Origin of the sequence: Pseudomonas sp. R43(2017) (assembly GCF_002112345.1) — a bacterium.
GTDB classification, from domain to species: domain Bacteria; phylum Pseudomonadota; class Gammaproteobacteria; order Pseudomonadales; family Pseudomonadaceae; genus Aquipseudomonas; species Aquipseudomonas kribbensis.
Genome location: NZ_NEHJ01000002.1, coordinates 172991 through 197289 on the forward strand (window position 1 = coordinate 172991; position 24299 = coordinate 197289).

21 protein-coding genes and 1 pseudogene are annotated in these 24299 nt (G+C 60.3%); 10 read left to right on the top strand and 12 right to left on the bottom strand.

The window, feature by feature from the left end; translation table 11 throughout:
- The first annotated feature begins 49 nt into the window (after positions 1–49).
- From dbpA to yccS, 3 genes are all read left to right on the top strand, one after another.
- A complete protein-coding gene (gene dbpA / locus CAG02_RS05320) occupies positions 50–1435 on the top strand; it encodes an ATP-dependent RNA helicase DbpA (RefSeq protein WP_085709131.1) in 1386 nt (461 codons plus the stop codon).
- Between the two features lie 170 nt (positions 1436–1605).
- The gene (locus CAG02_RS05325; RefSeq protein WP_085709130.1) at positions 1606–2784 is read left to right on the top strand and encodes an NAD(P)/FAD-dependent oxidoreductase; all 1179 of its coding nucleotides are present in this window, start codon (positions 1606–1608) and stop codon (positions 2782–2784) included.
- A 242-nt stretch (positions 2785–3026) separates the two neighbouring features.
- On the top strand, positions 3027–5210 hold the full coding sequence (gene yccS, locus CAG02_RS05330) for a YccS family putative transporter (RefSeq protein ID WP_085709129.1): 2184 nt from the start codon (positions 3027–3029) through the stop codon (positions 5208–5210).
- A 153-nt stretch (positions 5211–5363) separates the two neighbouring features.
- Here the strand turns inward: yccS and CAG02_RS05335 are convergent, their stop codons facing one another.
- On the bottom strand, positions 5364–6101 hold the full coding sequence (locus CAG02_RS05335) for an ABC transporter substrate-binding protein (protein ID WP_085709128.1): 738 nt from the start codon (positions 6099–6101) through the stop codon (positions 5364–5366).
- Positions 6102–6357: 256 nt separating this feature from the next.
- Here CAG02_RS05335 and CAG02_RS05340 point away from each other — a divergent pair, with 256 nt between their 5' ends.
- The gene (locus CAG02_RS05340; protein ID WP_085709127.1) at positions 6358–6810 is read left to right on the top strand and encodes a GNAT family N-acetyltransferase; all 453 of its coding nucleotides are present in this window, start codon (positions 6358–6360) and stop codon (positions 6808–6810) included.
- A gap of 42 nt (positions 6811–6852) precedes the next feature.
- Here CAG02_RS05340 and CAG02_RS05345 read toward each other — a convergent pair whose 3' ends face one another.
- From CAG02_RS05345 to CAG02_RS05355, 3 genes are read right to left on the bottom strand one after another with little or no spacing between them, the layout of a single operon-like run.
- Positions 6853–7149 (bottom strand): helix-turn-helix domain-containing protein, encoded by a 297-nt coding sequence (locus tag CAG02_RS05345; RefSeq protein ID WP_085709126.1) that lies wholly within the window; start codon positions 7147–7149, stop codon positions 6853–6855.
- A gap of 24 nt (positions 7150–7173) precedes the next feature.
- Positions 7174–7665, bottom strand: coding sequence for a M48 family metallopeptidase (locus tag CAG02_RS05350; RefSeq protein ID WP_085709125.1), 492 nt, complete (start codon positions 7663–7665; stop codon positions 7174–7176).
- 40 nt (positions 7666–7705) lie between these two features.
- Positions 7706–9829, bottom strand: a complete 2124-nt coding sequence (locus CAG02_RS05355) for a bifunctional diguanylate cyclase/phosphodiesterase (RefSeq protein WP_085709124.1) — start codon at positions 9827–9829, stop codon at positions 7706–7708.
- A gap of 333 nt (positions 9830–10162) precedes the next feature.
- Between CAG02_RS05355 and CAG02_RS05360 the strand changes: the two genes are divergently transcribed.
- Both CAG02_RS05360 and CAG02_RS05365 read left to right on the top strand, forming a co-directional pair.
- The gene (locus CAG02_RS05360; RefSeq protein WP_085709123.1) at positions 10163–10831 is read left to right on the top strand and encodes a polysaccharide lyase family 7 protein; all 669 of its coding nucleotides are present in this window, start codon (positions 10163–10165) and stop codon (positions 10829–10831) included.
- 365 nt (positions 10832–11196) lie between these two features.
- The gene (locus CAG02_RS05365) at positions 11197–11556 is read left to right on the top strand and encodes a DUF6124 family protein (protein WP_085709122.1); all 360 of its coding nucleotides are present in this window, start codon (positions 11197–11199) and stop codon (positions 11554–11556) included.
- Between the two features lie 85 nt (positions 11557–11641).
- Here the strand turns inward: CAG02_RS05365 and CAG02_RS30165 are convergent.
- The 7 genes and pseudogenes from CAG02_RS30165 to tkt form a co-directional block, all read right to left on the bottom strand.
- Positions 11642–11749: pseudogene (locus CAG02_RS30165) on the bottom strand (fructose-bisphosphate aldolase); the annotation flags it as partial.
- Between the two features lie 984 nt (positions 11750–12733).
- Positions 12734–13798 (bottom strand): class II fructose-bisphosphate aldolase, encoded by a 1065-nt coding sequence (gene fba, locus CAG02_RS05370; protein WP_007959708.1) that lies wholly within the window; start codon positions 13796–13798, stop codon positions 12734–12736.
- A 125-nt stretch (positions 13799–13923) separates the two neighbouring features.
- Positions 13924–14256, bottom strand: a complete 333-nt coding sequence (locus tag CAG02_RS05375; protein WP_085709121.1) for an MliC family protein — start codon at positions 14254–14256, stop codon at positions 13924–13926.
- A 57-nt stretch (positions 14257–14313) separates the two neighbouring features.
- On the bottom strand, positions 14314–14535 hold the full coding sequence (locus tag CAG02_RS05380; protein ID WP_085709120.1) for a hypothetical protein: 222 nt from the start codon (positions 14533–14535) through the stop codon (positions 14314–14316).
- Positions 14536–14569: 34 nt separating this feature from the next.
- The gene (locus tag CAG02_RS05385) at positions 14570–15733 is read right to left on the bottom strand and encodes a phosphoglycerate kinase (protein WP_085709119.1); all 1164 of its coding nucleotides are present in this window, start codon (positions 15731–15733) and stop codon (positions 14570–14572) included.
- A gap of 12 nt (positions 15734–15745) precedes the next feature.
- A complete protein-coding gene (gene epd / locus CAG02_RS05390; protein WP_085709118.1) occupies positions 15746–16798 on the bottom strand; it encodes an erythrose-4-phosphate dehydrogenase in 1053 nt (350 codons plus the stop codon).
- Between the two features lie 153 nt (positions 16799–16951).
- On the bottom strand, positions 16952–18949 hold the full coding sequence (gene tkt, locus CAG02_RS05395; RefSeq protein ID WP_085709117.1) for a transketolase: 1998 nt from the start codon (positions 18947–18949) through the stop codon (positions 16952–16954).
- Positions 18950–19220: 271 nt separating this feature from the next.
- Here tkt and CAG02_RS05400 point away from each other — a divergent pair, with 271 nt between their 5' ends.
- The 4 genes from CAG02_RS05400 (at position 19221) to CAG02_RS05415 (ending at position 23739) form a co-directional block, all read left to right on the top strand.
- Positions 19221–20216, top strand: a complete 996-nt coding sequence (locus CAG02_RS05400) for a metalloregulator ArsR/SmtB family transcription factor (RefSeq protein WP_085709116.1) — start codon at positions 19221–19223, stop codon at positions 20214–20216.
- A gap of 18 nt (positions 20217–20234) precedes the next feature.
- On the top strand, positions 20235–21425 hold the full coding sequence (gene metK, locus CAG02_RS05405) for a methionine adenosyltransferase (RefSeq protein WP_085709115.1): 1191 nt from the start codon (positions 20235–20237) through the stop codon (positions 21423–21425).
- Between the two features lie 142 nt (positions 21426–21567).
- Positions 21568–23247, top strand: coding sequence for an NAD-dependent DNA ligase LigB (ligB, locus tag CAG02_RS05410; RefSeq protein WP_085709114.1), 1680 nt, complete (start codon positions 21568–21570; stop codon positions 23245–23247).
- Positions 23248–23343: 96 nt separating this feature from the next.
- Positions 23344–23739 (top strand): DUF1090 domain-containing protein, encoded by a 396-nt coding sequence (locus CAG02_RS05415; protein ID WP_085709113.1) that lies wholly within the window; start codon positions 23344–23346, stop codon positions 23737–23739.
- A 52-nt stretch (positions 23740–23791) separates the two neighbouring features.
- Here the strand turns inward: CAG02_RS05415 and CAG02_RS05420 are convergent, their stop codons facing one another.
- Positions 23792–24241 carry a cytochrome c gene (locus tag CAG02_RS05420; RefSeq protein ID WP_085709112.1) on the bottom strand — a complete coding sequence of 150 codons (450 nt, stop codon included), beginning with the start codon at positions 24239–24241 and terminating at the stop codon, positions 23792–23794.
- Positions 24242–24299: the final 58 nt, after the last annotated feature.

Genomic DNA, 24299 nt, shown 5'->3' on the forward strand with positions numbered 1-24299 from the left:
GGCACGGGGCTGCTACACTGCGCGACATTTTGTTTTGCAGGCCAGTCCCGTGACCACCATCGCCACCGCTTTTAATACTTTGCCGCTGTCCGCCGCCATGCTGGCTAACCTCGAATCTCTCGGTTATGCCCAGATGACGCCGATCCAGGCGCAGAGCTTGCCGGTGATCCTCAAGGGGATGGACCTGATCGCCCAGGCCAAGACCGGCAGCGGCAAGACCGCCGCGTTCGGCATCGGCCTGCTGAACCCGATCAATCCGCGCTACTTCGGTTGCCAGGCACTGGTCATCTGCCCGACCCGCGAGCTGGCCGACCAGGTCGCCAAGGAAATCCGTCGTCTGGCCCGCGCCGAAGACAACATCAAGGTCCTGACCCTGTGCGGCGGCGTGTCGTTCGGCCCGCAGATCGCCTCGCTGGAGCACGGCGCGCACATCATCGTAGGCACCCCGGGGCGCATCCAGCAGCACCTGCGCAAGGGTTCGCTGGTCCTCGATGGCCTGAACACGCTGATCCTCGACGAAGCCGACCGCATGCTCGACATGGGTTTCTACGACGCCATCGAAGACATCATCGAGCAGACCCCGACCCGCCGTCAGACCCTGCTGTTCTCGGCGACCTACCCGGTGGGCATCAAGCAACTCGCTTCGAAGTTCATGCGCGATCCGCAGACGGTCAAGGCCGAAGCGTTCCACGACGACACCCAGATCGAGCAGCGCTTTTACGAAATTTCCCCGGAAGAGCGCATGAGTGCGGTGACCAAGGTCCTGCACCACTTCCGTCCGGCCTCCACCGTGGCGTTCTGCTTCACCAAGCAGCAAGTGCAGGAAACCGTCGACCACCTGACCTCCAAGGGCATTTCCGCCGTCGGCCTGCACGGCGATCTGGAACAGCGTGACCGCGATCAGGTACTGGCGATGTTCGCCAACCGCAGCACGTCGGTGCTGGTGGCCACCGACGTCGCGGCCCGTGGCCTGGACATCGATTCGCTGGACATGGTGATCAACGTCGAGCTGGCCCGGGATTCGGAAATCCACATTCACCGCGTCGGCCGTACCGGTCGTGCCGGCGAGAAAGGCATCGCGGTCAGCCTGGTGGCGCCGTCGGAAGCGCACCGCGCCCAGGCCATCGAACAACTGCAGAAAACCCCGCTGAACTGGGATCAGGTGGACAACCTGAAATCCCAGGGCGGTGCCCCGCTGCAACCGCCGATGAGCACGCTGTGCATCGCTGGCGGGCGCAAGGACAAAGTGCGTCCGGGCGATATTCTCGGCGCACTGACCGGTGAAGCCGGGATTCCGGGCACCCAGGTCGGCAAGATCGCGATCTTCGACTTCCAGTCCTACGTGGCCGTCGAGCGCACCGTGGTCATGCAGGCGCTGCAGCGCTTGAACAACGGCAAGATCAAGGGTCGTTCGCTGCGCGTTCGCGTTTTGTAAGCGGTCTACCATCCAAAGTAGATCCCTGTGGGAGCGAGCTTGCTCCGGGCGGCGATCCGACGAATGCAATCTGTCAGTTGATATCTTTGAGACTGACACACCGCTATCGCGAGCAAGCTCGCTCCCACATTGGTTTCCGGTGAATTTGAATTTAGTGTGAGGACACCGTTTTGCGCTCTACCGAAGTCGTGATCATTGGCGCTGGCGCCGCAGGGTTGATGTGTGCACTGACCGCCGCCGGGCGCGGGCGTCAGGTGCTGCTGCTCGACCACGCGAACAAGGCCGGCAAGAAAATCCTGATGTCCGGCGGTGGGCGCTGCAACTTCACCAACATGTACACCGAACCGAGCAATTTCCTCTCGCAGAATCCGCACTTCTGCAAATCCGCCCTGGCCCGCTACACCCAGTGGGATTTCATCGGCATGGTCGCCAAGCACGGCGTGCCCTATCACGAGAAGAAACTCGGCCAGCTGTTCTGCGATAACAAATCCAGCGACATCCTCGGCATGCTGCTGGACGAGTGCGATCAGGTCGGCGTCAACCTGCACCTCGACACTTCGATCCAGACCATCGAGAAAGTCGAGGGCGGTTACCTGCTCGACACCACCCTCGGCCAGATCCAGTGCCAGTCGCTGGTGATCGCCACCGGCGGCCTGTCGATCCCGACGCTGGGCGCCACCGGTTTCGGTTACCAGGTCGCCAAGCAATTCGGCCACGACCTGCTGCCGACCCGTGCCGGCCTCGTGCCGTTCACCATCACCGATCAGCTCAAGGATCTGTGCACCGAACTGTCCGGCACCTCGGTGGATTGCCTGGTCAGCTGCAACGACCAGAGCTTTCGCGAGAACATTCTGTTCACTCACCGCGGCCTCAGCGGCCCGGCGATTCTGCAGATTTCCTCGTTCTGGGAGCCGGGTGACACCGTCGAGATCAACCTGCTGCCCGACCACGACGCCGCGAGCTGGCTGCAACAGCAAACCGCCGAGCGCCCGAACAGCGAACTGAAAACCCTGCTGGGGGAAATCTTCACCAAGAAGATGGCCAACCTGCTGGCGGACAACTGGTTCGTCTCCAAACCGATGAAGCAGTACACCCACGCCGAACTGGCGAACATCGCCGAGAAGCTCGGCAGCTGGAAAGTCGTCCCGGCCGGCACCGAAGGCTACCGCACTGCCGAAGTCACCCTCGGTGGCGTCGACACCCGCGAAGTCTCGTCCAAGACCATGGAATCGCTGAAAAGTCCGGGTCTGTACTTTGTCGGCGAAGTGCTGGATGTCACCGGGCATCTGGGCGGATTCAACTTCCAGTGGGCCTGGGCTTCTGGCTACGCGGCCGCGCAGTACGTCTGACCCAAAGCCCTATACAAAACCCTGTGGGAGCGGGCTTGCTCCGGGCGGCGATCCGACGAATGCAATCTGTCAGTCGACACATATGCTGAATGACATACCGCTTTCGCGAGCAAGCCCGCTCCCACAGTGGTATGTGGTGCATGAAAGGAACACTTTTTGCTGTCAGATGTGATCGGCGCCATTGCGTCGGCGTCATTACTGGCTCAATTTAGCGGCATCGCCTCGGAAGGCCTTCGCACTTCATGTCCTCGACCTCGTTTCGTCAGTCTTTGCGGCGCCTGTGGGCGCTGGATAAATTCAGCTACAGCGTGCGGGTGTTCATCGCCCTGACCGGCAGCATGGCGCTGTGCTGGTATCAGGATGAAATGGGGCTGCTGATCCCGCTGTTCCTCGGGATCATCGCCAGCGCCCTGGCCGAGACCGACGACAGTTGGCAGGGCCGCCTCAACGCACTGGCGGTGACGCTGGTGTGTTTCAGCGTTGCGGCGCTGTCGGTGGAATTGCTGTTCCCCTACCCCATCGTGTTCGTCATCGCTCTGGCACTGGCCAGTTTCGGCCTGACCATGCTCGGTGCGCTTGGCGAGCGTTACGGCGCGATTGCTTCGGCGACGTTGATTCTCTCCGTCTACACCATGATCGGCGTGGACCAGCGCGGCGGCGCGGTCACGGATTTCTGGCACGAGCCGATGCTTCTGGTGGCCGGTGCCGCGTGGTACGGCTTGCTGTCGGTGTTGTGGCAGGCGATGTTTTCCAACCAGCCGGTGCAGCAGAGCCTGGCGCGGCTGTTCCGTGAACTGGGTTATTACCTGAAGCTGAAAGCCTCGCTGTTCGAGCCGATCCGTCAGCTGGACGTCGAGGCGCGGCGACTGGAACTGGCCCAGCAAAACGGTCGTGTCGTCGCAGCCCTGAACAGCGCCAAGGAAATCATCCTGCACCGCGTCGGCAACGGCCGCCCCGGCTCGAAAGTCAGCCGCTACCTGAAGCTGTACTTCCTCGCGCAAGACATTCACGAACGCGCCAGTTCTTCGCACTATCCCTACAACGCGCTGGCCGAGGCGTTTTTCCACAGCGACGTGCTGTTCCGCTGCCAACGCCTGCTGCGCCAGCAAGGCAAGGCCTGCCGGGCGCTGGCCGAATCGATCCAGATGCGCCAGCCGTTCATCTACGACGCGACATTCGCCGAAGCCCTGAGCGACCTGCACGCTTCCCTCGAACACCTGCGCATCCAGAGCAACCCGGCCTGGCGCGGGCTGCTGCGTTCGCTGCGGGCGCTGGCGGCAAACCTCGGCACTCTTGACCGCTTGCTCAGCGATGCCAGCAACCCTGATGCCCTGGCCGATGCCACCGACAGCAGCCTGCTCGACCGTTCGCCACGCAACTTCAAGGATGTCCTGACCCGTCTGCGCACGCAGCTGACGCCAACGTCATTGCTGTTCCGCCATGCCTTGCGCCTGCCGCTGGCGCTGAGTATCGGTTACGGCATGGTGCATTTGATCCACCCGTCGCAGGGTTACTGGATCATCCTCACCACGCTGTTCGTCTGCCAGCCGAACTACGGCGCCACCCGGCGCAAACTCGGCCAGCGGATTCTCGGCACCGCCATCGGCCTGACCATCGCCTGGGCGCTGTTCGATCTGTTCCCGAGCCCGCTGGTGCAGTCGTGCTTCGCCATCGCCGCCGGCGTGGTGTTCTTTACCAACCGCACCACCCGCTACACCGTGGCGACCGCCGCGATCACGATCATGGTGCTGTTCTGCTTCAACCAGGTCGGCGACGGCTACGGGCTGTTTGTGCCGCGCCTGTTCGATACCCTGCTCGGCAGCCTGATCGCCGGCCTGACGGTGATCCTGTTCCTGCCGGACTGGCAGGGTCGGCGCCTGAACAAAGTGCTGGCCAACACCCTGACCTGCAACAGCATCTACCTGCGCCAAATCATGCAGCAATACGCCGCCGGCAAGAGCGACGACCTCGCCTATCGCCTCGCCCGCCGCAATGCGCACAACGCCGACGCAGCGCTGTCGACTACGCTGGCAAACATGCTGATGGAGCCGGGGCATTTCCGCAAAGAGGCCGACGTTGGCTTCCGCTTCCTGGTGCTGTCGCACACGCTGCTCAGTTATCTGTCGGGCCTTGGCGCGCACCGGGAAACCCAGTTGCCGGCCGAGGTGCGTGAGCATCTGATCGATGGCGCCGGGGCGAAACTGGCCAGCAGCATCGACGAGATCGCCCAGGGGCTGGCGAGCAAACAGCCGATTGCGATCCAGAGCGATGAAGAAGAAGCGCTGGCCAATGAACTTGAGCAGATGGCGGACGAGATCGATGAAGGCCAACGGCTGGTGCAGACGCAACTGGCGCTGATCTGCCGTCAGCTAGGCCCGTTGCGGACGCTGGCGGCGCACTTGATCAAGGACACCGCCGAAGACTGAGTTGGCCGGACAGGCCTCTTCGTCGGATCGCCGCCCGGAGCAAGCCCGCTCCCACAGGACAGCGGCAGTTCACATACTTTGTGTACCACACCGATTCTGTGGGAGCGGGCTTGCCCGCGAAGGGGCCAGTTCGTGCACTAAAAATCTTTCAGACTACATTCCATGCTGCCTGAGCAACTTGTCATAGCTGCCATCGGCCTTCATCGCCGCAATCGCCTTGTCGAACCCGGCCACGATCTGTTCGTGCTCCGGGTTCTTCAGGCTGACCAGAATGTGCAGGCTGTTTTCGCTCAGAGGCTTGGGCAGGAACTCCACGGCGTTGCGCACTTTCGGTGATTCACGGGCCAGGTAATAACGAGCGACGTATTCATCTTCCAGGGTCAGCTTGACCCGATCCGCCGCCAGCATGCGCACGGCCATGGCGAAGTTATGCACAGGGACTTTCTGCAGCGCGGTGTCGGCATCGAACGGCGCCGAATAGGCGTAGCCGCGCACCACTGCAATCGGATAGGTGTGCAGTTCCTGCAGGTTGTTGTATTCGATGGGCGTGTCTTTGCGCTTGAGAAAACGCACGCGGTTGAGCAGGTACTCGTCAGAAAACTGCCCCAGCTTCGTACGCTCGTCGTTGTACCAGGCGTTGACCAGCACGTCGTAACGCCCCTCGCCAACCCCGAGCAGCGCCCGCGCCCACGGCACCTGTTCGTAATCGCTGGCATAACCGGCCCGGGCCAGGGCCGTGCTGACGATGTCCGTGGCCAACCCGCCGTTGACCAGTGTGTCATCGGTAAAGGGCGGCCAGACGTCGAAGACCAGGCGCAGTTTCTCCGCTGCAGCGCTTTGACCCAGCAACAGCAATCCGATCAAAGCCAACGCTCGATGCAATCGCGGCATGCTTGAAAATCCTTAGCGGGCGGGCCGCCCGGCGTGTTTTCAGTCAAAACCCCAAGGCCCCTTACCGGCGAATCCCAGGCCCTAACATTAGCTCATTGAAGCCGTTGCACAGCGCTTCTCAGCAGATTACACAAAGATGTCGGCGCCGCCAGAAGGGAATGATGGCATTTTGGCCTTTGTCACAGATTTCTCAGCCATACAGACATATTTCGACGTGGCGCTTAGTATCGGGCGACGTAGTTCAAGGAATCGGAAGATGACAATCGAGTGGGTCTGCAAACATCACAGCGATCTGGGACTGGAACAGCTGTACGCCATTTTGAAATTGCGCTCGGAAGTATTCGTGGTCGAACAGCGCTGCGCCTACCTGGACCCGGACGGGCAGGATCTGGACGGGGACACCTGCCATTTGATGGGTTGGGAGGGTGATCAACTGGTGGCTTATCTGCGCTTGCTGGACCCGGAATCCCAGGGCGGCGACGTGGTGATCGGCCGTGTACTGACGGCGCCGGCCGGGCGTGGCAAAGGGCTGGGGCATGAAATGATGGAGCAGGCGCTGAAACAGGCCGAGAAGCGCTGGCCGGAAGTGCCGATCTATCTGTCGGCCCAGGCGCATTTGCAGGGGTATTACGGGCGGTACGGGTTTGTGGTGGCGGGTGAGGAATATCTGGAGGATGACATTCCGCATATCGGGATGCGGCGTTCCTGAGATTTCCCCTTCGCGGGCTTGCCCGCGAAGGGACTACTCAGGTCAGGGATACTCCAAAACCGCTTTAATCTGCCGCAAATTCCGCTCGATCCACCCCCGATCAATCGCCCCCCACTCGCGAATCCGGTAGCGCCCCGCATGGTTGCGCGCACCCTCTTCCTGTTCGAACTCGCAGACGATATCCAGATCCGCCAGTGCCGTAATGGTGTCCTGCGCCGTGCGCCGGGGCATGCCGGTGATGTCGGTCAGCGCCGGCACGCTGCTGGCCAGGCCGCTGTCGATCAGATACGCCACGTACAAGCGCCGGTAGAAACTGCTCTTGGTCTTGCTCACGTCCATGCATGCGCTCCGTTGTTTGATGTCTTATTGCATGTCCCGCCACGTCAGGTACACCCGTAGATCGAACTCGATCTGGTGATAGCCCGGCAGCATGTGCTCACATAATTTATAGAACGCCTTGTTGTGATCCGACTCCTTGAAGTGGGCCAGTTCGTGCACGACGATCATCTTCAAGAACTCAGGCGCGGCCTCCTTGAACAGCGAGGCGATGCGGATCTCTTTCTTGGCCTTGAGCTTGCCGCCCTGCACCCGCGACACCGTAGTGTGCAGGCCGAGAGCGCGGTGGGTCAGGTCGAGGCGGTTGTCGAACAGCACCTTGTCGATGGCCGGGGCGTTGCGCAGGTATTCCTGTTTCAGGTCCAGCGCGTAGCCGTACAACGCCTTGTCGCTCTGCACATCGTGGCGGCCCGGATAACGTTGGCTCAGGTAATCACCGAGGCGATCGTCGGCAATCAATTGGCGCACCTGATCCTGCAATTGCGCGGGATAGGCCTGGAGGTATTTCAACGCGGTCATGGGCGGCACGGGTCATGAAAAGGCCGCCAGTGTAGCGAATTCAACCGGCCAACGCGCTCCAGTCGAACGGCTCGGCGAAGCGCGTCGCGTCCTCGGCGACCAACGGCCGCGCCACCAGGAAGCCTTGTACGTACTCACACCCATGGGCTTGCAGCCATTGATATTGCTCGACGGTTTCCACGCCTTCGGCAATCACCAACAACCCGTATTCCTTGCACAGCTCGATGACCGTGCGCACCAGCGAAGCATCACGCGACGAGTCGGGCAATCGGGCGATCAGATGGCGATCGAGCTTGAGCGTATCCAGCTCCAGATCCCGCAGATGCGACAGCGAGCAGGACCCGGAACCAAAATCGTCCAGCGCCACCCGCACCCCGAGATTGCGCAGCAGTTTCAGTTGTTTGCGGGTCTCGTCCGGGTTGATCGTCAGCGCCTCCTCGGTCACTTCCACTTCCATCTGATGCGGCTGCAAGCCATGGCGCTCCAGCACCTGGCGCAACTCGGTCACCAGATTTGGCAGGCCGAACTGGGTATTGCTCAGGCTCACCCCAAGCACCAAATCCCTGGAAAACGCGGACTCCCAGGCCTTACGCTGCCCGGCGCTGCGGTGATAGATCCAGCTGCCGAGCCGGCTGATCAGCGTCGCCTCTTCCAGCAACGGCAGGAACAGCCCTGGCGGCACGTCGCCGACGCTCGGATGCTGCCAGCGCAGCAACGCCTCGAAACCACGAATCCGGCCGTCACCAATTGCCACTTGCGGCTGATACACCAGATTGAAATCGCGGTTCTCGATGGCGTTGCGCACGCTCTCTTCCAGCATCAGCCTTGAGCGCGCACGGCCGTTCATTTCGTGATCGTAGAAGCGATATTGCTGACGCCCGGCGCGCTTGGCTTCGTACATGGCGATGTCCGAAGCGCGCATCAAACCGTCGAGGTTATTGCCGCAATCCGGGTACGTAGCGATGCCGATACTGGCGCCCAGGGCAATGTCCATGCCTTCGATCTGCTGACAGATCGACACCCGTTCGATGAGCTTTTCGGCAATCTTCGCCGCTTGTTCGGGGAATTCCAGATCCAGCAGCGCGGTGAATTCGTCACCGCCCATCCGCGCCAGAATGTCGAACGGTCGCAGGCAGGCTTTCAATTGTTCGGAGACCCAGCGCAATACCCGGTCGCCGGCGTCGTGGCCGAGAGAATCGTTGACCCGTTTGAAGCCATCGAGATCGAGGTACATCAGCACCCAACTGCTGTCACTGCGCTCACCGCGCAACAGCAGGTTTTCCACCGTCTGGTAGAAGCCACGGCGATTGAGCAGCCCGGTCAACGGATCGGTGACGGCCTGAAATTCCAGCTGCTGATGCAGATGCCGCACCACCGACATGTCCAGCACCGTCACCACCATCGCATGCTGTTCGCTCGGCAGCGGCGCGCAGGACAGCGCCACCGGCACTTGTTGCCCCGGCGCGGTACGCAGCAACGCATCGTGTAAGCGCAGCGTCTCGCCGCGTTTGTAACTGGCATAAAACTCGGAATCGGCCCACAGCGGAATGTGCGGTTTCTGCAGGAAATCGAGAAACTCCTGCCCTTCCAGTTCCTTCACCGGCGCATTGAGCAAGCGGGAAATCGCCGGGTTGGCGAAACGGATCAAGCCATCCTCGGCCAATACCAAAATCCCTTCGGCGGCGTTATCCAGCACCGACGCATTGAAGGCCCGCGCCGATTCCAGATCCTGACTCAGGCGCTGCAACGCCCGGCGATTGCGCTGATGCTCCAGCAACGCCTGGACCTTGGGCTTGAGAATCTGCGGGTCGAAGGGTTTGAACAGGTAATCCACCGCACCACTGGCATAGCCCTTGATCACGGCGTCCTGGGACTGTTCATTGGCGGTAAGGAAAATGATTGGAGTGAGCCGCGTTCGCTGGCTGCCGCGCATCAGGCGCGCGACTTCGAAACCGTCCATGCCCGGCATCTGCACATCCAGCAGCACCAGATCGATGTCGTGTTCGAGCAACAGGCTGAGGGCTTCGAAACCGGAAGCCGCGGTCATGACCTGCCAGTCCTGGCGCTGCAGCAACGCGCGCATGCTGATCAGATTTTCAGGGTAATCATCAACGATCAAAAGGACGGAGCTGCCTTCACCTGGCTGGGTTTGCGCGCATTCCATGCTGCTTCTCTTGTCGGGACATCCAATCGGGACGCGGCCGGTTTCTCGTGAAAACCGTACTGTTACTGAGCCTTCACTCTAGTCCTGGATCCGAAAAAGCAGTAGCTGTCATCAGGCCATCATTTAACCAAACCGGTAAGTAGCCGACTAACGGTCATCGCTGCAGCCCCCGAAAACCGGGAAACATGGCATTTCGACAGGATGTTGGCGCCAATCATCCGCCAGACGGCCGTTAACAAAAAATCCCTCTACGCTTATAAAGGCCGCCCCCAAGAACCGCGAGCTAGAGCTTCTGGCACGCGTGTGCAGCAAAAAGAGAGTGGAAGAACCGACATGATCGACCTCGCAACCTGGAACCTCAGCGTTCCCGTTGGCAGCCCGCCCTACACCGTCGAAACCTCCAAACTGGTGAACGGCTTCAAGGATCAGTACTTCCATTCCGACACCGGCACCCTGTTTTTCTGGTCCCCGGTGACCGGCTCGAAAACCGAAAACGCCATCTACCCGCGCACCGAACTGCGCGAGACCTTCAGCAACGGAACCCTGCGCAACTGGTACTACCCGGACGCCGACAACCTGCTGCGCGCGACCCTCTCGGTCAACAAGGTGCCCAGTTCCGGCAAGATCGTCATCGGCCAGATCCACGCCTATGAAAGCCAGAAGCCGCTGGTGAAACTCGAGTATCAGTACAAGAGCAAACTGGATTCCGGCAACCTGGTGATCAAGGTGAGGATGCACCCGGATGACGACGAAGGCCGGGTGATTACCCTGGCGACCGGAATCAAACTGGATCGCGAATTCAATTACCTGATACACCTCAGCCCCGGTGGTGCGCTGGGTATCAGTGCGGCCGGGTATCAGTGGGACTCGCAGATCAGCGCGACCTGGCGCAACAAGCCGCTGTACTTCAAGGCGGGCGTGTATGTGCAAGACAACACCGGGTACACCAGCGAGGGTGGGCAGGTGACGTTCAGCAAGCTGGATATTGATCACGATAAATAGTGGCGGCGTGACCGTTTAAGGCTGCTGTTTAAAGACGGCTCGCGTTACTTCCTGAAGCCTACAACGGCTTGCGTCGCGGCCTACCGGTACTCCAGAATCCGCCGGCTTGTGCGCCTGGAGGGCCGTCGGTAACTTGATTCGGGTCACTGATTCGCAGTGATCGGGTTTAGTAGCCTGTGGTGTTTTCAGCTACGTGCAAGCGCTGTCCATCAGACATTCCAGTCTGACTGTGATGGTGGCTGTGCGCAGGGCGCTTCGGCGCGCCGGTCAATGCTGAATACTCCCCGGTCTACTAACCTGCGCACAGCTGCCACCCTTCTTTTAGTAGGGAAGGACCGGCAGCTCCTTACAGGAGTTTTCAGCATATGTTCAAACCTACGCCTAACCCGCCAGAAACAGATCTGGCCTCCCCCTACGATTCCCTCGACCCCAAAAAACTCAACGAAGCCGCCGAACGCGCCCTCGACCACTACCTCTGCCCCGGCGCCCGCATCATGGCCACGGTCAACGAACCCGACCCCATGTACTTCGCCAACCCCGCCTGCAACACCGAATCCCTGCTGGCCAACGCCAGCGAAACCCTCGGCTCCGCCAGCGAAATGCTCAACAACTTCGCCGCGATACTCCCGCCATCCCACCGCAAAACCGCTCTGGGTATCGCACAAGTGGTGATGCTTGGGGAATTGGCGGTGAATCAGGCGCTGGATCACGTCGAGCCCAAGTAAGCGCCGCTAATCGGCCTGAATAATTCAGCTCAAAAAAAAACCCGCCTCTCGGCGGGTTTCTTTTAAATCAGCTCAACACCCAGTCTCAATTGACCTTGGCGTTCAACTCACCCTTCAGATAACGCTGATACATCGATTTCAGCGGAATCAGCATGATTTTCGAAACATCACCCTTAGCACCGGAAGCCTGCCAACAAATCCGCCACCGATTTAATAAATAAATCCGCAAACTATTTGAGAGACAACTCAAGGCACTCCAAACTCAAGAGACGTTATAGTCTCTCCCGGCGGTGGCAACAACGTTTCCCGCAGTATTTATTTGGTCGAAAGAAACCGTGTAGACCCCAGGAATAGTCAAACCAGCCGTCGAAAAAACATTTAGCATTTTCGAGTGCAAAAATTCATTCCAATAATTTGCACCGCGAACAGATCCATTGTTGCCACTGGAGATAAAAGAATTTAGCAAAGAAGAATCCAGTGTAATCGTTAGTGGATTCGAGCCTGAAGGTGGAGTAGAGCGTGTTGAGTTAAAATTCGCCGAATTGGAGGTTAGGGCATCTGTAAAATAAATATTCAGTATGTCACCAACTCTAGTCGACCTCATTAGGTAATACCATATTTCCGAATACGTCTGATTCGGCAATCCAGACGGACCTCCGGGACCATATATTGCTGGACCTGGCCCCCTTAAGACAGGCCCTACGTATGGCGGACTAATTATAGACGCGGGAGTGATCACAGGAGCAGGAAATGCTGCCACAGGTGCGACAGGTGTAAAGTTCATATCAGCAACCCTCTAGTCACGTATATTTAGCGCAAAAAATAACACCAGTCCGAGCCACCGCAAATTTATCAAGCTACGCCCCTATTTGGACCTGTCATTTATGACAGTTTTTTATAACATTTTGTACTTAAGGGGACTGTACTTAAGGGGGCAGATTTATTTATCTGAATAAAAGGGGACGGATTTATTTAACCGCCAACCTCACACTAAAACTGCTACAAGCTGCGCAGACCATGAAAAAGTCACCCATATCGGACTTGGGCCCAGCAAATCCAGATTTTGTCCGTTACAGGTGACATTTCACCCAATAGAAATATGAGCTCGCCATGAAATTTCAGGCAAAAAAAACCCGCCTCTCGGCGGGTTTTCTTTAAATCAGCTCAACACCCAGTCTCAATTGACCTTGGCGTTCAACTCACCCTTCAGATAACGCTGATACATGCTTTCCAGCGAGATCGGCTTGATCTTCGAAGCGTTGCCGGCAGTACCGAAAGCCTCGTAACGAGCGATACATACATCGCGCATCGCCTTGACGGTTTCGCCGAAGAATTTACGCGGGTCAAACTCGCTCGGATTGGTGGCCATCAGGCGACGCATGGCGCCGGTGGATGCCAGACGCAGGTCGGTGTCGATGTTGACCTTGCGCACGCCGTGCTTGATGCCTTCGACGATTTCTTCAACCGGTACGCCGTAGGTTTCTTTGATGTCGCCGCCGTACTGGTTGATGATCGCCAGCCACTCTTGTGGAACCGACGAGGAACCGTGCATCACCAGGTGGGTGTTCGGGATGCGTTTGTGGATTTCCTTGATGCGGTCGATCGCCAGCACGTCACCGGTAGGCGGCTTGGTGAACTTGTAGGCGCCGTGGCTGGTGCCGATGGCGATGGCCAGGGCATCAACTTGAGTCTTCTTGACGAAGTCAGCGGCTTCTTCCGGGTCGGTCAGCATCTGGCTGTGATCCAGAACGCCTTCGGCGCCGATGCCGTCTTCTTCACCGGCCATGCCGGTTTCCAGCGAACCCAGGCAGCCCAGCTCGCCTTCAACCGAAACGCCGCAGGCGTGAGCCATGGCGACGGTTTGTTGGGTCACGCGGACGTTGTATTCGTAGTCGGTCGGGGTCTTGCCGTCTTCGCCGAGGGAGCCGTCCATCATTACCGAGCTGAAGCCCAGCTGGATCGAGCGCTGGCAGACGTCAGGGCTGGTGCCGTGGTCCTGGTGCATGCACACCGGGATGTGCGGGAATTCTTCGATCGCGGCCAGGATCAGGTGACGCAGGAACGGCGCGCCGGCGTATTTGCGGGCGCCGGCCGAAGCCTGGACGATCACCGGGGAGTCAGTCTTGTCAGCGGCTTCCATGATGGCGCGCATCTGCTCAAGGTTGTTGACGTTGAAGGCTGGAACGCCGTAGCCGAACTCGGCTGCGTGGTCCAGCATCTGGCGCATGCTGATAAGTGCCATTGTGTGTGTCTCTCCCGGTTTGGGTCGTTAATCGTGCCAGCCTGCCGGAGCGGCGGCGGCTATTCAAGTGATTGCAGATCGGGGGTTGAGGCCCGGCCTGTTGATTCGATAAAGCAAATTCTGTTTTATTCGGCTTTGCAGCCCCGGCCGATCAGATCATTGGTAGCGACCCAGTAGACCAGGCCTTCATTACCTTTGATGTGAAACGCCAGCATGTCGTCGCTGTACAACGCACCCGAGGCGCCCGGCTCTTCTTTCAGGCGATAGACCTGATCGCCACCGCCCAGCCGCACATCGACTTCCTTCTGGCCGGCATCGGTGTAGCGCCACAGCACCTTGGCCTGGCTGTCGCAGGTCCAGGTGGTCCAGTTATCCACAGGGGCGGACGACTGGAACGGGTTCCACTGCGCACAACCACCCAACAATCCCAGTGCCGCAACGGCGATCAAGCCTTTCATCCGTGTTCCTCGACCGGCAGCGCACGCCGCCGGCCCTGAGTTAAAGAGTCAGACCGGTCAAGGGCAACCATGTTCCTTGGCCGGGGTTTGCGTCTCGTATTTGTCCAGGCCTTCCGGCCCCGAGCGCTTGTTCAGCACCGGGTTGGTTTCGGCCTGCCAGTCGGCCTGGTAGCAGCCTTTCTGTGCCTCGCCGGGTGCCGGTGTCGGCTCGGCCTTCGGGTTACTCCCGCAGGCCGTCAGCGTACCGGTCAGCAGCAACAGCGCTAACGACTTGACCATCTGAACACTCCTTTGCCTGGCCAAACGGGCGGCCTCAGGCCTTGGCCCGGCTTTCCAGGACTTCAACGGCCGGCAGCACCTTGCCTTCGACGAATTCGAGGAACGCGCCACCGCCGGTGGAAATGTAGGAGATCTTTTCAGCCACGCCATATTTATCGATGGCCGCCAGGGTGTCGCCACCGCCGGCAATCGAGAACGCCGCGCTTTCGGCGATGGCTTCGGCCAGCACTTTGGTGCCGTTGCCGAACTGATCGAATTCGAACACGCCGACCGGGCCGTTCCACAGGATGGTTTTCGACGACTTCAGCAGTTCGGCGAAGTTGGCCGCGGTTTGCGGGCCGATGTCCAGAATCATGTCGTCGGCAGCGACGTCAGCGATCAGCTTCACAGTCGCTTCGGCGCTTTCAGCGAATTCCTTGGCAACCACCACGTCCACCGGAAGCGGCACGCTGACCTTGGCGGCGATGGCGCGGGCAGTGTCCAGCAGGTCCGGCTCGTACAGCGACTTGCCGACCGGGTGACCGGCAGCAGCCAGGAAGGTGTTGGCGATGCCGCCGCCGACGATCAGTTGATCGCAGATCTGGCTCAGGCTGTTCAGCACGTCGAGTTTGGTCGAGACCTTGGAACCGGCAACGATGGCCGCCATCGGCTTGGCCGGTGCGCCCAGGGCTTTGCCCAGTGCATCCAGTTCAGCGGCCAGCAGTGGACCGGCAGCGGCGACTTTGGCGAACTTGGCCACACCATGCGTCGAACCTTCGGCGCGGTGAGCAGTACCGAAAGCGTCCATCACGAACACGTCGCACAGGGCAGCGTATTGCTGGGCCAGGTCGTCGGCGTTCTTTTTCTCGCCCTTGTTGAAGCGCACGTTTTCGAACAGCACGATGTCGCCGGCCTTGACGTCAACACCGCCCAGGTAGTCAGCCACCAGCGGCACTTCGCGGCCCAGGGCCTTGCTCAGATAGTCGGCGACAGGCTTGAGGCTGTTCTCGGCGGAGAATTCGCCTTCGGTCGGACGACCCAGGTGCGAGCAGACCATCACGGCCGCGCCTTTTTCCAGGGCCAGCTTGATGGTCGGCAGCGAAGCCAGGATACGCGCATCGCTGGTGACAACACCGTCCTTGACTGGGACGTTGAGGTCTTCGCGGATCAATACGCGCTTACCTTGCAGATCGAGGTCGGACATCTTCAACACGGTCATGGGTCGCACTTCCTACGGTTTTTTTGAAGTCGCTGTTTGCAGATAGTGTTCTGCAACATCCAGCATTCGGTTGGCAAAACCCCATTCGTTGTCGAACCAGGCCAGGATGTTCACCAGCCGTGGGCCGGAAACACGGGTCTGACTGGCATCGACGATGGCCGAATGTGGGTCATGGTTGAAATCACAACTTGCGTGGGGCAGCTCGGTGTAGGCCAAAAGACCTTTGAGCGGGCCGCTGGTGGCAGCCTCGCGCAGGATCCGGTTGACCTCGCCGGCGTCGGTGTCGCTCGCGGTCTGCATCGTGATGTCGAGGCAGGACACGTTGACCGTCGGCACGCGTACGGCTTTGGCCTGGATTCGCCCGGCAAGTTCCGGCAGCAGACGCTCGATACCACGCGCCAGACCGGTGGACACCGGGATCACCGACTGAAACGCCGAACGGGTGCGGCGCAGGTCTTCGTGGTGATAGGCGTCGATCACCGGCTGATCGTTCATCGCCGAGTGGATCGTGGTGATCGACACGAATTCCAGACCGATCGCCTTGTCCAGCAGACGCAACAGCGGCACGCCGCAGTTGGTGGTGCAGGAGGCGTTGGACACCAGCAGTTCATCGCCGGTCAGGCAATCCTGATTGACGCCGTAGACGATGGTGGCGTCGACATCCGCCTCGCTGGCCATCGGCTGCGAAAACAGCACCCGCGGCGCGCCGGCGTCGAGGAAACGCTGGCCGTCTTCACGGGTGTGCCAGGCGCCGGAGCATTCGAGCACCAGGTCGACGCCAAGGGACGCCCAATCGATGCCTTCGGGGGTGGCACTGCGCAGGACTTTCACGCAGTTGCCATTGATATGCAGACAATCGCCGTCGACCTTCACCTCGCCCGGAAACCGGCCGTGGGTGGAGTCGAAGCGTGTCAGGTATTCGATGCTGGCCATGTCGGCCAGATCGTTGATCGCGACAATTTCAAACCCTGCCGTCGAGCCTCGCTCGAACAACGCACGCAAGACGCAACGACCAATCCGGCCGTAGCCGTTGAGTGCAACTTTGTAGGGACGCGGTTGAGGCATGGGGTTCTCGATTACCGTGCAGATTCAGTTACAGCATTGCCTGAACTTCCGCTTTCGCGAGCAAGCCCGCTCCCACAGGGGAATGCATTCCAATGTGGGAGCGGGCTTGCTCGCGAAGACGTCAGTTCAGACGACATCCTTTCTGGATCAGTCTCAGTCTTCCAGCAGCTCTTCAGCCTGACCCAGGATGTTTTCCAGGGTGAAGCCGAACTCTTCGAACAGTGCCGAAGCCGGAGCCGATTCGCCGTAGGTGGTCATGCCGATCACGCGACCTTCCAGACCCACGTACTTGAACCAGAAGTCGGCGTGAGCCGCTTCGATCGCGATACGCGCGCCAACCTGCAACGGCAGGACCGATTGCTTGTAGGCGGCGTCCTGAGCGTCGAACGCGCTGGTGCATGGCATGGAAACCACGCGAACCTTGCGGCCCTGCCCGGTCAGTTTGTCGTAGGCCTGAACGGCCAGGCCGACCTCCGAACCGGTAGCGATCAGGATCAGCTCTGGCTCGCCTGCGCAGTCTTTCAGCACATAACCGCCACGGCTGATGTCGGCGATCTGGCCGGCATCGCGAGTCTGGTGCTGCAGGTTCTGACGGGAGAAGATCAGAGCGGACGGACCGTCCTTGCGCTCCAGAGCGTTTTTCCAGGCCACTGCCGATTCAACGGCATCGGCTGGACGCCAGGTGTCGAGGTTCGGCGTGCTGCGCAGGCTGGTCAGTTGCTCGATCGGCTGGTGCGTCGGGCCGTCTTCGCCCAGACCGATGGAGTCGTGGGTGTAGACGTGGATCACACGCTGCTTCATCAGAGCGGACATGCGCACCGCGTTGCGGGCGTATTCCATGAACATCAGGAAGGTCGCGCCGTAAGGCACCAGACCACCGTGCAGGGCAACGCCGTTCATGATCGCGGTCATGCCGAATTCGCGCACGCCGTAGTACATGTAGTTGCCGCTGGCGTCTTCGGCGCTGACGCCTTTGCAGCCTTTCCACAGAGTCAGGTTGGAACCGGCCAGGTCAGCCGAACCGCCCAGCACTTCAGGCAGCAGCGGGCCGAACGCGTTCAGGGCGTTCTGGCTGGCTTTACGGCTGGCGATGGTTTCGCCCTTGGCCGCGACTTCGGCGATGTAGGCGTCAGCCTTCTCGGAGAAGTCAGCTGGCAGCTCGCCGCTCAGGCGACGGATCAGTTCGTTGGCTTCGGTCGGGAACGCGGCGGAGTAGGCAGCGAAGCGCTGGTCCCACTCGGACTCGACGGCGCGGCCCTTTTCCTTGGCATCCCACTCGGCATAGATGTCGGCCGGGATTTCGAACGGACCGTAGTTCCAGTTCAGCGCCTGACGGGTCAGGGCGATTTCCGCGTCACCCAGCGGGGCGCCGTGGCAATCTTCCTTGCCCTGCTTGTTCGGCGAACCGAAACCGATGGTGGTCTTGCAGCAGATCAGGGTCGGCAGCGGGCTCTTGCGCGCGGTCTCGATGGCGGTCTTGATCTCTTCCGGGTCGTGACCGTCGACGTTACGGATCACCTGCCAGTTGTAGGCTTCGAAACGCTTCGGCGTGTCATCGGTGAACCAGCCTTCGACTTCGCCGTCGATGGAGATGCCGTTGTCATCGTAGAAGGCGATCAGCTTGCCCAGGCCCAGGGTACCGGCCAGGGAAGCGACTTCGTGGGAAATGCCTTCCATCATGCAGCCATCACCCAGGAACACGTAGGTGTGGTGGTCGACAATGTTGTGGCCAGGACGGTTGAACTGCGCGCCCAGTACCTTTTCTGCCAGGGCGAAGCCCACGGCGTTGGCCAGACCCTGACCCAGCGGGCCGGTAGTGGTCTCGACACCCGGGGTGTAACCGAATTCCGGGTGGCCCGGGGTGCGGCTGTGCAGTTGACGGAACTGTTTCAGGTCGTCGATCGACAGGTCGTAACCGGTCAGGTGCAGCAGCGAGTAGATCAACATCGAGCCGTGGCCGTTGGACAGCACGAAGCGGTCACGGTCGGCGAAGGATGGATTGCTCGGGTTGTGCTTGAGGTAGTCGCGCCAAAGCACTTCGGCAATATCTGCCATACCCATAGGGGCACCGGGATGGCCGCTGTTGGCTTTTTGCACGGCATCCATGCTGAGGGCACGAATGGCGTTGGCACGCTCACGACGGCTAGGCATCGCTGATCTCCTGGGTGTGAATAGATTGAAACGGAAAAAAGGAGGGCATTTTCCCTCACCCGAGCGCCTCGGGGCAATGACAGATAGTCATCCGGAGGCGTTTTTCCAATGGATAACATCGGTTTCGGCTGGTGAAACCTTTCCGCTGTTCGTCTGTAGAGTTAACCGGTCAGTGAGAAGTGCAATAAAAAGTGCCACCCATCGAGCAATATCAAAACTTTTTGATATTGGCCTTGCGGTGTTTTCCGGCCGTCTCTAGACTGCTGGCCCTATGAACTTACGCGTGCCTTCCATTCGCCATGACGATTGCGACGAGCTGGCGGCCCTGTGCAAGGCCGGCGGTGATCCGCTGCGGCTGAATGTATTGCGCGCCCTGGCCAACGATTCGTTCGGCGTACTGGAACTGGCGCAGATTTTCGATATCGGTCAGTCCGGCATGAGCCATCACCTCAAGGTGTTGGCACAGGCCGATCTGGTGGCGACTCGCCGTGAAGGCAACGCGGTTTTCTATCGCCGCGCCCTGCCCCACACCGAGTTGCTGGGCGGCAAGTTGCACGCGGCGCTGTTAGAAGAAGTCGACAATCTGGCGCTGCCGGCCGACGTGGAAACACGAATCGCACAGGTCCATGGGCAGCGCGCTGCCAACAGCCAGGACTTTTTCGCACGGGTCGCGGAGAAATTCCGCGCCCAGCAGGATTTGATTGCCGGCCTGCCGCAGTACCGTGAAAGCGTGCTGGCCCTGCTCGACAAACTGAACTTCAATGGCGCTGCCACGGCCATTGAAGTCGGCCCCGGCGATGGTGCATTCCTGCCGGAACTGGCGCGTCGCTTCGGCACCGTAACCGCACTGGACAACAGCGCGGCGATGCTCGAACTGGCCCGTCAGGTATGTGAACGTGAAAAGCTGACTAACGTCAGCCTGCAATTGGCCGATGCATTGAATGGCGTGAGCCTTCAGGCCGATTGCGTGGTGTTGAACATGGTGTTGCACCATTTCGCCGCGCCGGCCGAAGCGCTCAAGCACATGGCCAGCCTGCTGCAACCGGGCGGTAGCCTGCTCGTGACAGAGTTATGTAGCCACAACCAGAGTTGGGCCAGGGAGGCCTGCGGTGATCTGTGGTTGGGGTTTGAACAGGACGATCTGGCCCGTTGGGCCACCGCTGCGGGACTCGTTCCCGGGGAAAGCCTCTATGTAGGCTTACGTAATGGTTTCCAGATCCAGGTCCGCCATTTTCAGCGGCCGGCTGGCGACACTCACCATCGGTAAATTCAGGAAAACATCGAGATGAGCGAATACTCCCTCTTCACCTCCGAGTCCGTGTCTGAAGGACATCCGGACAAAATCGCCGACCAGATTTCCGATGCAGTGCTGGACGCCATCATCGCCCAGGACAAGCACGCACGCGTTGCCGTGGAAACCCTGGTCAAGACTGGCGTGGCCATCGTTGCCGGTGAAGTGACCACCAGCGCCTGGGTCGACCTGGAGCAGATCGTTCGTGACGTGATCTGCGACATCGGCTACACCAGCTCCGACGTCGGCTTCGACGGCGCTACCTGCGGCGTGATGAACATCATCGGCAAGCAGTCCCCTGATATCAACCAGGGCGTTGACCGTGCCAAGCCTGAAGATCAGGGCGCCGGCGACCAGGGCCTGATGTTCGGCTACGCCAGCAACGAAACCGACGTGCTGATGCCAGCACCGATCACCTTCTCCCACCAGCTGGTTCAGCGCCAGGCCGAAGCCCGCAAATCGGGTCTGCTGCCTTGGCTGCGCCCGGACGCCAAGTCGCAAGTGACTTGCCGTTACGAAGGCGGCAAGGTTGTGGGTATCGACGCTGTTGTTCTGTCGACCCAGCACAACCCTGAAGTGTCGTACAAAGACCTGCGCGAAGGCGTGATGGAGCTGATCGTCAAGCACGTGCTGCCTGCCGAACTGCTGAGCAAGGACACCCAGTTCCACATCAACCCGACCGGCCAGTTCATCATCGGTGGCCCGGTTGGCGACTGCGGTCTGACCGGTCGCAAGATCATCGTCGACAGCTACGGCGGCATGGCCCGTCACGGCGGTGGCGCGTTCTCCGGCAAGGATCCATCGAAGGTTGACCGTTCGGCTGCCTACGCTGGCCGTTACGTTGCCAAGAACATCGTGGCGGCCGGCCTGGCCGAGCGTTGCGAGATCCAGGTTTCCTACGCGATCGGTGTGGCCCAGCCTACTTCGATCTCGCTGAACACCTTCGGCACCGGCAAGATCAGCGATGACAAGATCATCAAACTGGTCCGCGAAGTGTTCGACCTGCGTCCATATGCAATCACCACCATGCTCGATCTGCTGCACCCGATGTACCAGGAAACCGCAGCCTACGGCCACTTCGGCCGCGCTCCGCAGACCAAGACTGTTGGCGAAGACACCTTCTCCACTTTCACCTGGGAAAAAACCGACCGCGCCGACGCCCTGCGTTCCGCTGCCGGCCTGTAATTTCCTGGCGGTACAAAAAGCCCCGCACGGTTCGCCGTGCGGGGCTTTTTCATGGCCGCGAAACACCCGGCAAAACAGCCGACCGGCCCGCTGGAAAATCCCGGCTAGCCTTCAGGTATCTCTCTGAGCAAGGACGCTCACGATGCTTGCCACACTGCGCCTGTTTTGCATTTTCCTGCTGCTTTCCATCCATCTCGGTGCCTTCGCTGGTGATTGCCCCACCTGGCCAGCCGACCGGGCCCGAAGCGAAATCACTGCCCTGCAACAGCAGATCGATCAATGGGACGGCGCCTATCACCGTGAAGGCCGGTCACTGATCGCCGATGAACTCTACGATCAGTCCCGCATCCGGCTTGGCGAATGGCGCCAGTGCTTCAAACTTCCATCACCGGCCAAGCCGTTACGCACCGCATCAGGCCCGGTGGCGCACCCGATCGTCCACACCGGCCTCGACAAACTTCACGACGCATCCGACATCGAAGCCTGGCTGCGCGACCGCAAGGACGTCTGGGTACAACCCAAGGTCGATGGTGTGGCCGTCACGCTGATCTATCGCGCCGGGCGGTTGCAGCAGGCGATCAGTCGCGGCGACGGCGTTCGCGGGCAGGACTGGACTGCATCGGCACAAAAGATCAACGCCATTCCCCGGCAACTGACCCAACCGCTGGATCTGTCGGTACAGGGCGAGCTCTATTGGCAACTGAACGACCATATCCAGGCCCGCGCCGGCAGCGCCAACGCCCGCGCAACAGTCGCCGGACTGATGGGACGCAAGGATCTCAGTATCGAACAGGCAGCGGGCATCGGGCTGTTTGTCTGGGACTGGCCGCTGGGACCGGACAACCTGACAGAGCGAATCACGGGTCTGGCAACACTGGGCTTTGCCACGACGGAACCTTACAGCCATCCCGTCAGTGGTCTTGCCGATGCGCAGCAGTGGCGCGATCACTGGTATCGCTCGCCACTGCCCTTTGCCAGCGACGGCATCGTCCTGCGTCAGAGTCAGCGTCCTGCTGCCGAACGCTGGCAGGCGCGCTCGCCTTACTGGGCCGTGGCCTGGAAATACCCGTTCGCCCAGGCATTGGCCGACGTACGCAAGGTGGATTTCAAGGTCGGTCGCACCGGGCGCATCACCCCTGTGCTGGAACTGGCGCCGGTCATGCTCGATGACCGCCAGATCAGGCGGGTCAGCGTCAGCTCACTCAAACGCTGGCAGGAACTGGACATTCGTCCCGGCGATCAAGTGGCGATCAGTCTGGCCGGGCTGACGATTCCGCGACTCGACAGCGTTGTGCTGCGCAGCACGGAGCGTATCGAGCTGGACGTTCCTCTCGCCAGCGACTTTCACCCGCTAAGCTGCTGGCAACCGACGCCCGGATGCGAGAGTCAGTTCCTCGCGCGCCTGGTCTGGCTTGGCAGCAAGCAAGGGCTGGCACTGCCCCATGTCGGTCGCGGCACGTGGGAGAAACTTCTGGATACAGGCCGCCTGAACAACCTGCTGGATTGGTTGGCCCTCGACGAGCCAGAGCTTGCTAAGATTGCCGGCCTCGGCGAGCGCAGCAGCGCCCGTCTGCTCCAAAGTTTTTACAGCGCTCGCCAGCGGCCGTTCACCCAGTGGCTCAAAGCCCTGGGGTTGCCGCCGACCGGTCAGGCCTCTTTGGCTGATTCATGGCAAGCGCTGGCACAACGAAATACCGAACAATGGCAGGCAGAACCCGGAATCGGCCCCGGTCGCGCGGCGCAATTGAGCGCTTTTTTCCGCGACCCGCAGGTGCTGGCCCTGATTGAAACCTTACGCACCGCCGGAATCGACGGTTTCTGAACATGCATCCCGGCAAGCCGGGAACCCAACGGTCGCCGAAGCGCTCCAACAGCGCAGTGCTTTCCCGACCCGATTGCCTTTGCACATGGAGCTTTTATGAAATTTCTCGCACCGCTCGCCATGCTGACTCTTTGCGCCGTAATGGCCGCACCCGCGATGGCTGGCGAAGACGCCCCGGGCCTGACCGGTTGTGCCGCCAAGAAGCAAGGCATCATCAATCAGATCGAACAGGCCAAATCCCGTGGCAACGCTGACCAGCAGGCTGGCCTCGAAACCGCCCTGCGCGAAGTCACCGAACACTGCACCGACGCCGGCCTGAAGAAGGAACGTGAAAACAAGGTGCTCGACGCCAAGCACGAAGTGAGCAAGCGCCAGGCCGACCTCGACAAGGCCATGAAGAAAGGCGACCCGGAGAAGATCGACAAGCGCAAAAACAAACTCGCCGAGTCGCGCAAGGAATTGCAGGACGCGCTGGACGAACTGGACAAGTAATCCGGCAGGCAATGTGCGGTGAAAGAGTCCTCTCCGTCACCGCACCTCAGGATCAATGATCCCGAAACTCTTTATGACAGGCACTGCAGGCATCTTCGACCTTCTGCACCGCCGGCCCCAGGTTGCTGGCCTTGTACGGCTGAACCTTGCTGGCGATCACCAGCTCACCGGTGGCCGTCTCAAGGGTGCGGGCCATTTCCTGGAAACGTGCCTGTCGCTGCCAGACATCGTCCTTGGCGCTGGTGTGATCTTCTTCGCGCACCGACGGGAAATGCTTCCACGGTTCATGGGACAGTGCGTCGAGCTTGACCGCGCCTTCCGTGAATTTCGGCCCGTCGAAGGGGATGCGCCCGCGCAGCATGCCGCCCAGGTCTTCGCCGGTTTTGAGCATCTGCTTGAAGATCGCCTTGCGCTGGCCCAGCGGGGAATTGGGATCAACACCGCCACAGGCGGACAAGGTCAGACAGGCCAGCAATACAACAGAAAGTCTTTTAAGAGTCATGGTGGCTTCAGGTCACGGAATTCGGCGGCCAGTATCCTCGCGTCACCGCCAAACACCA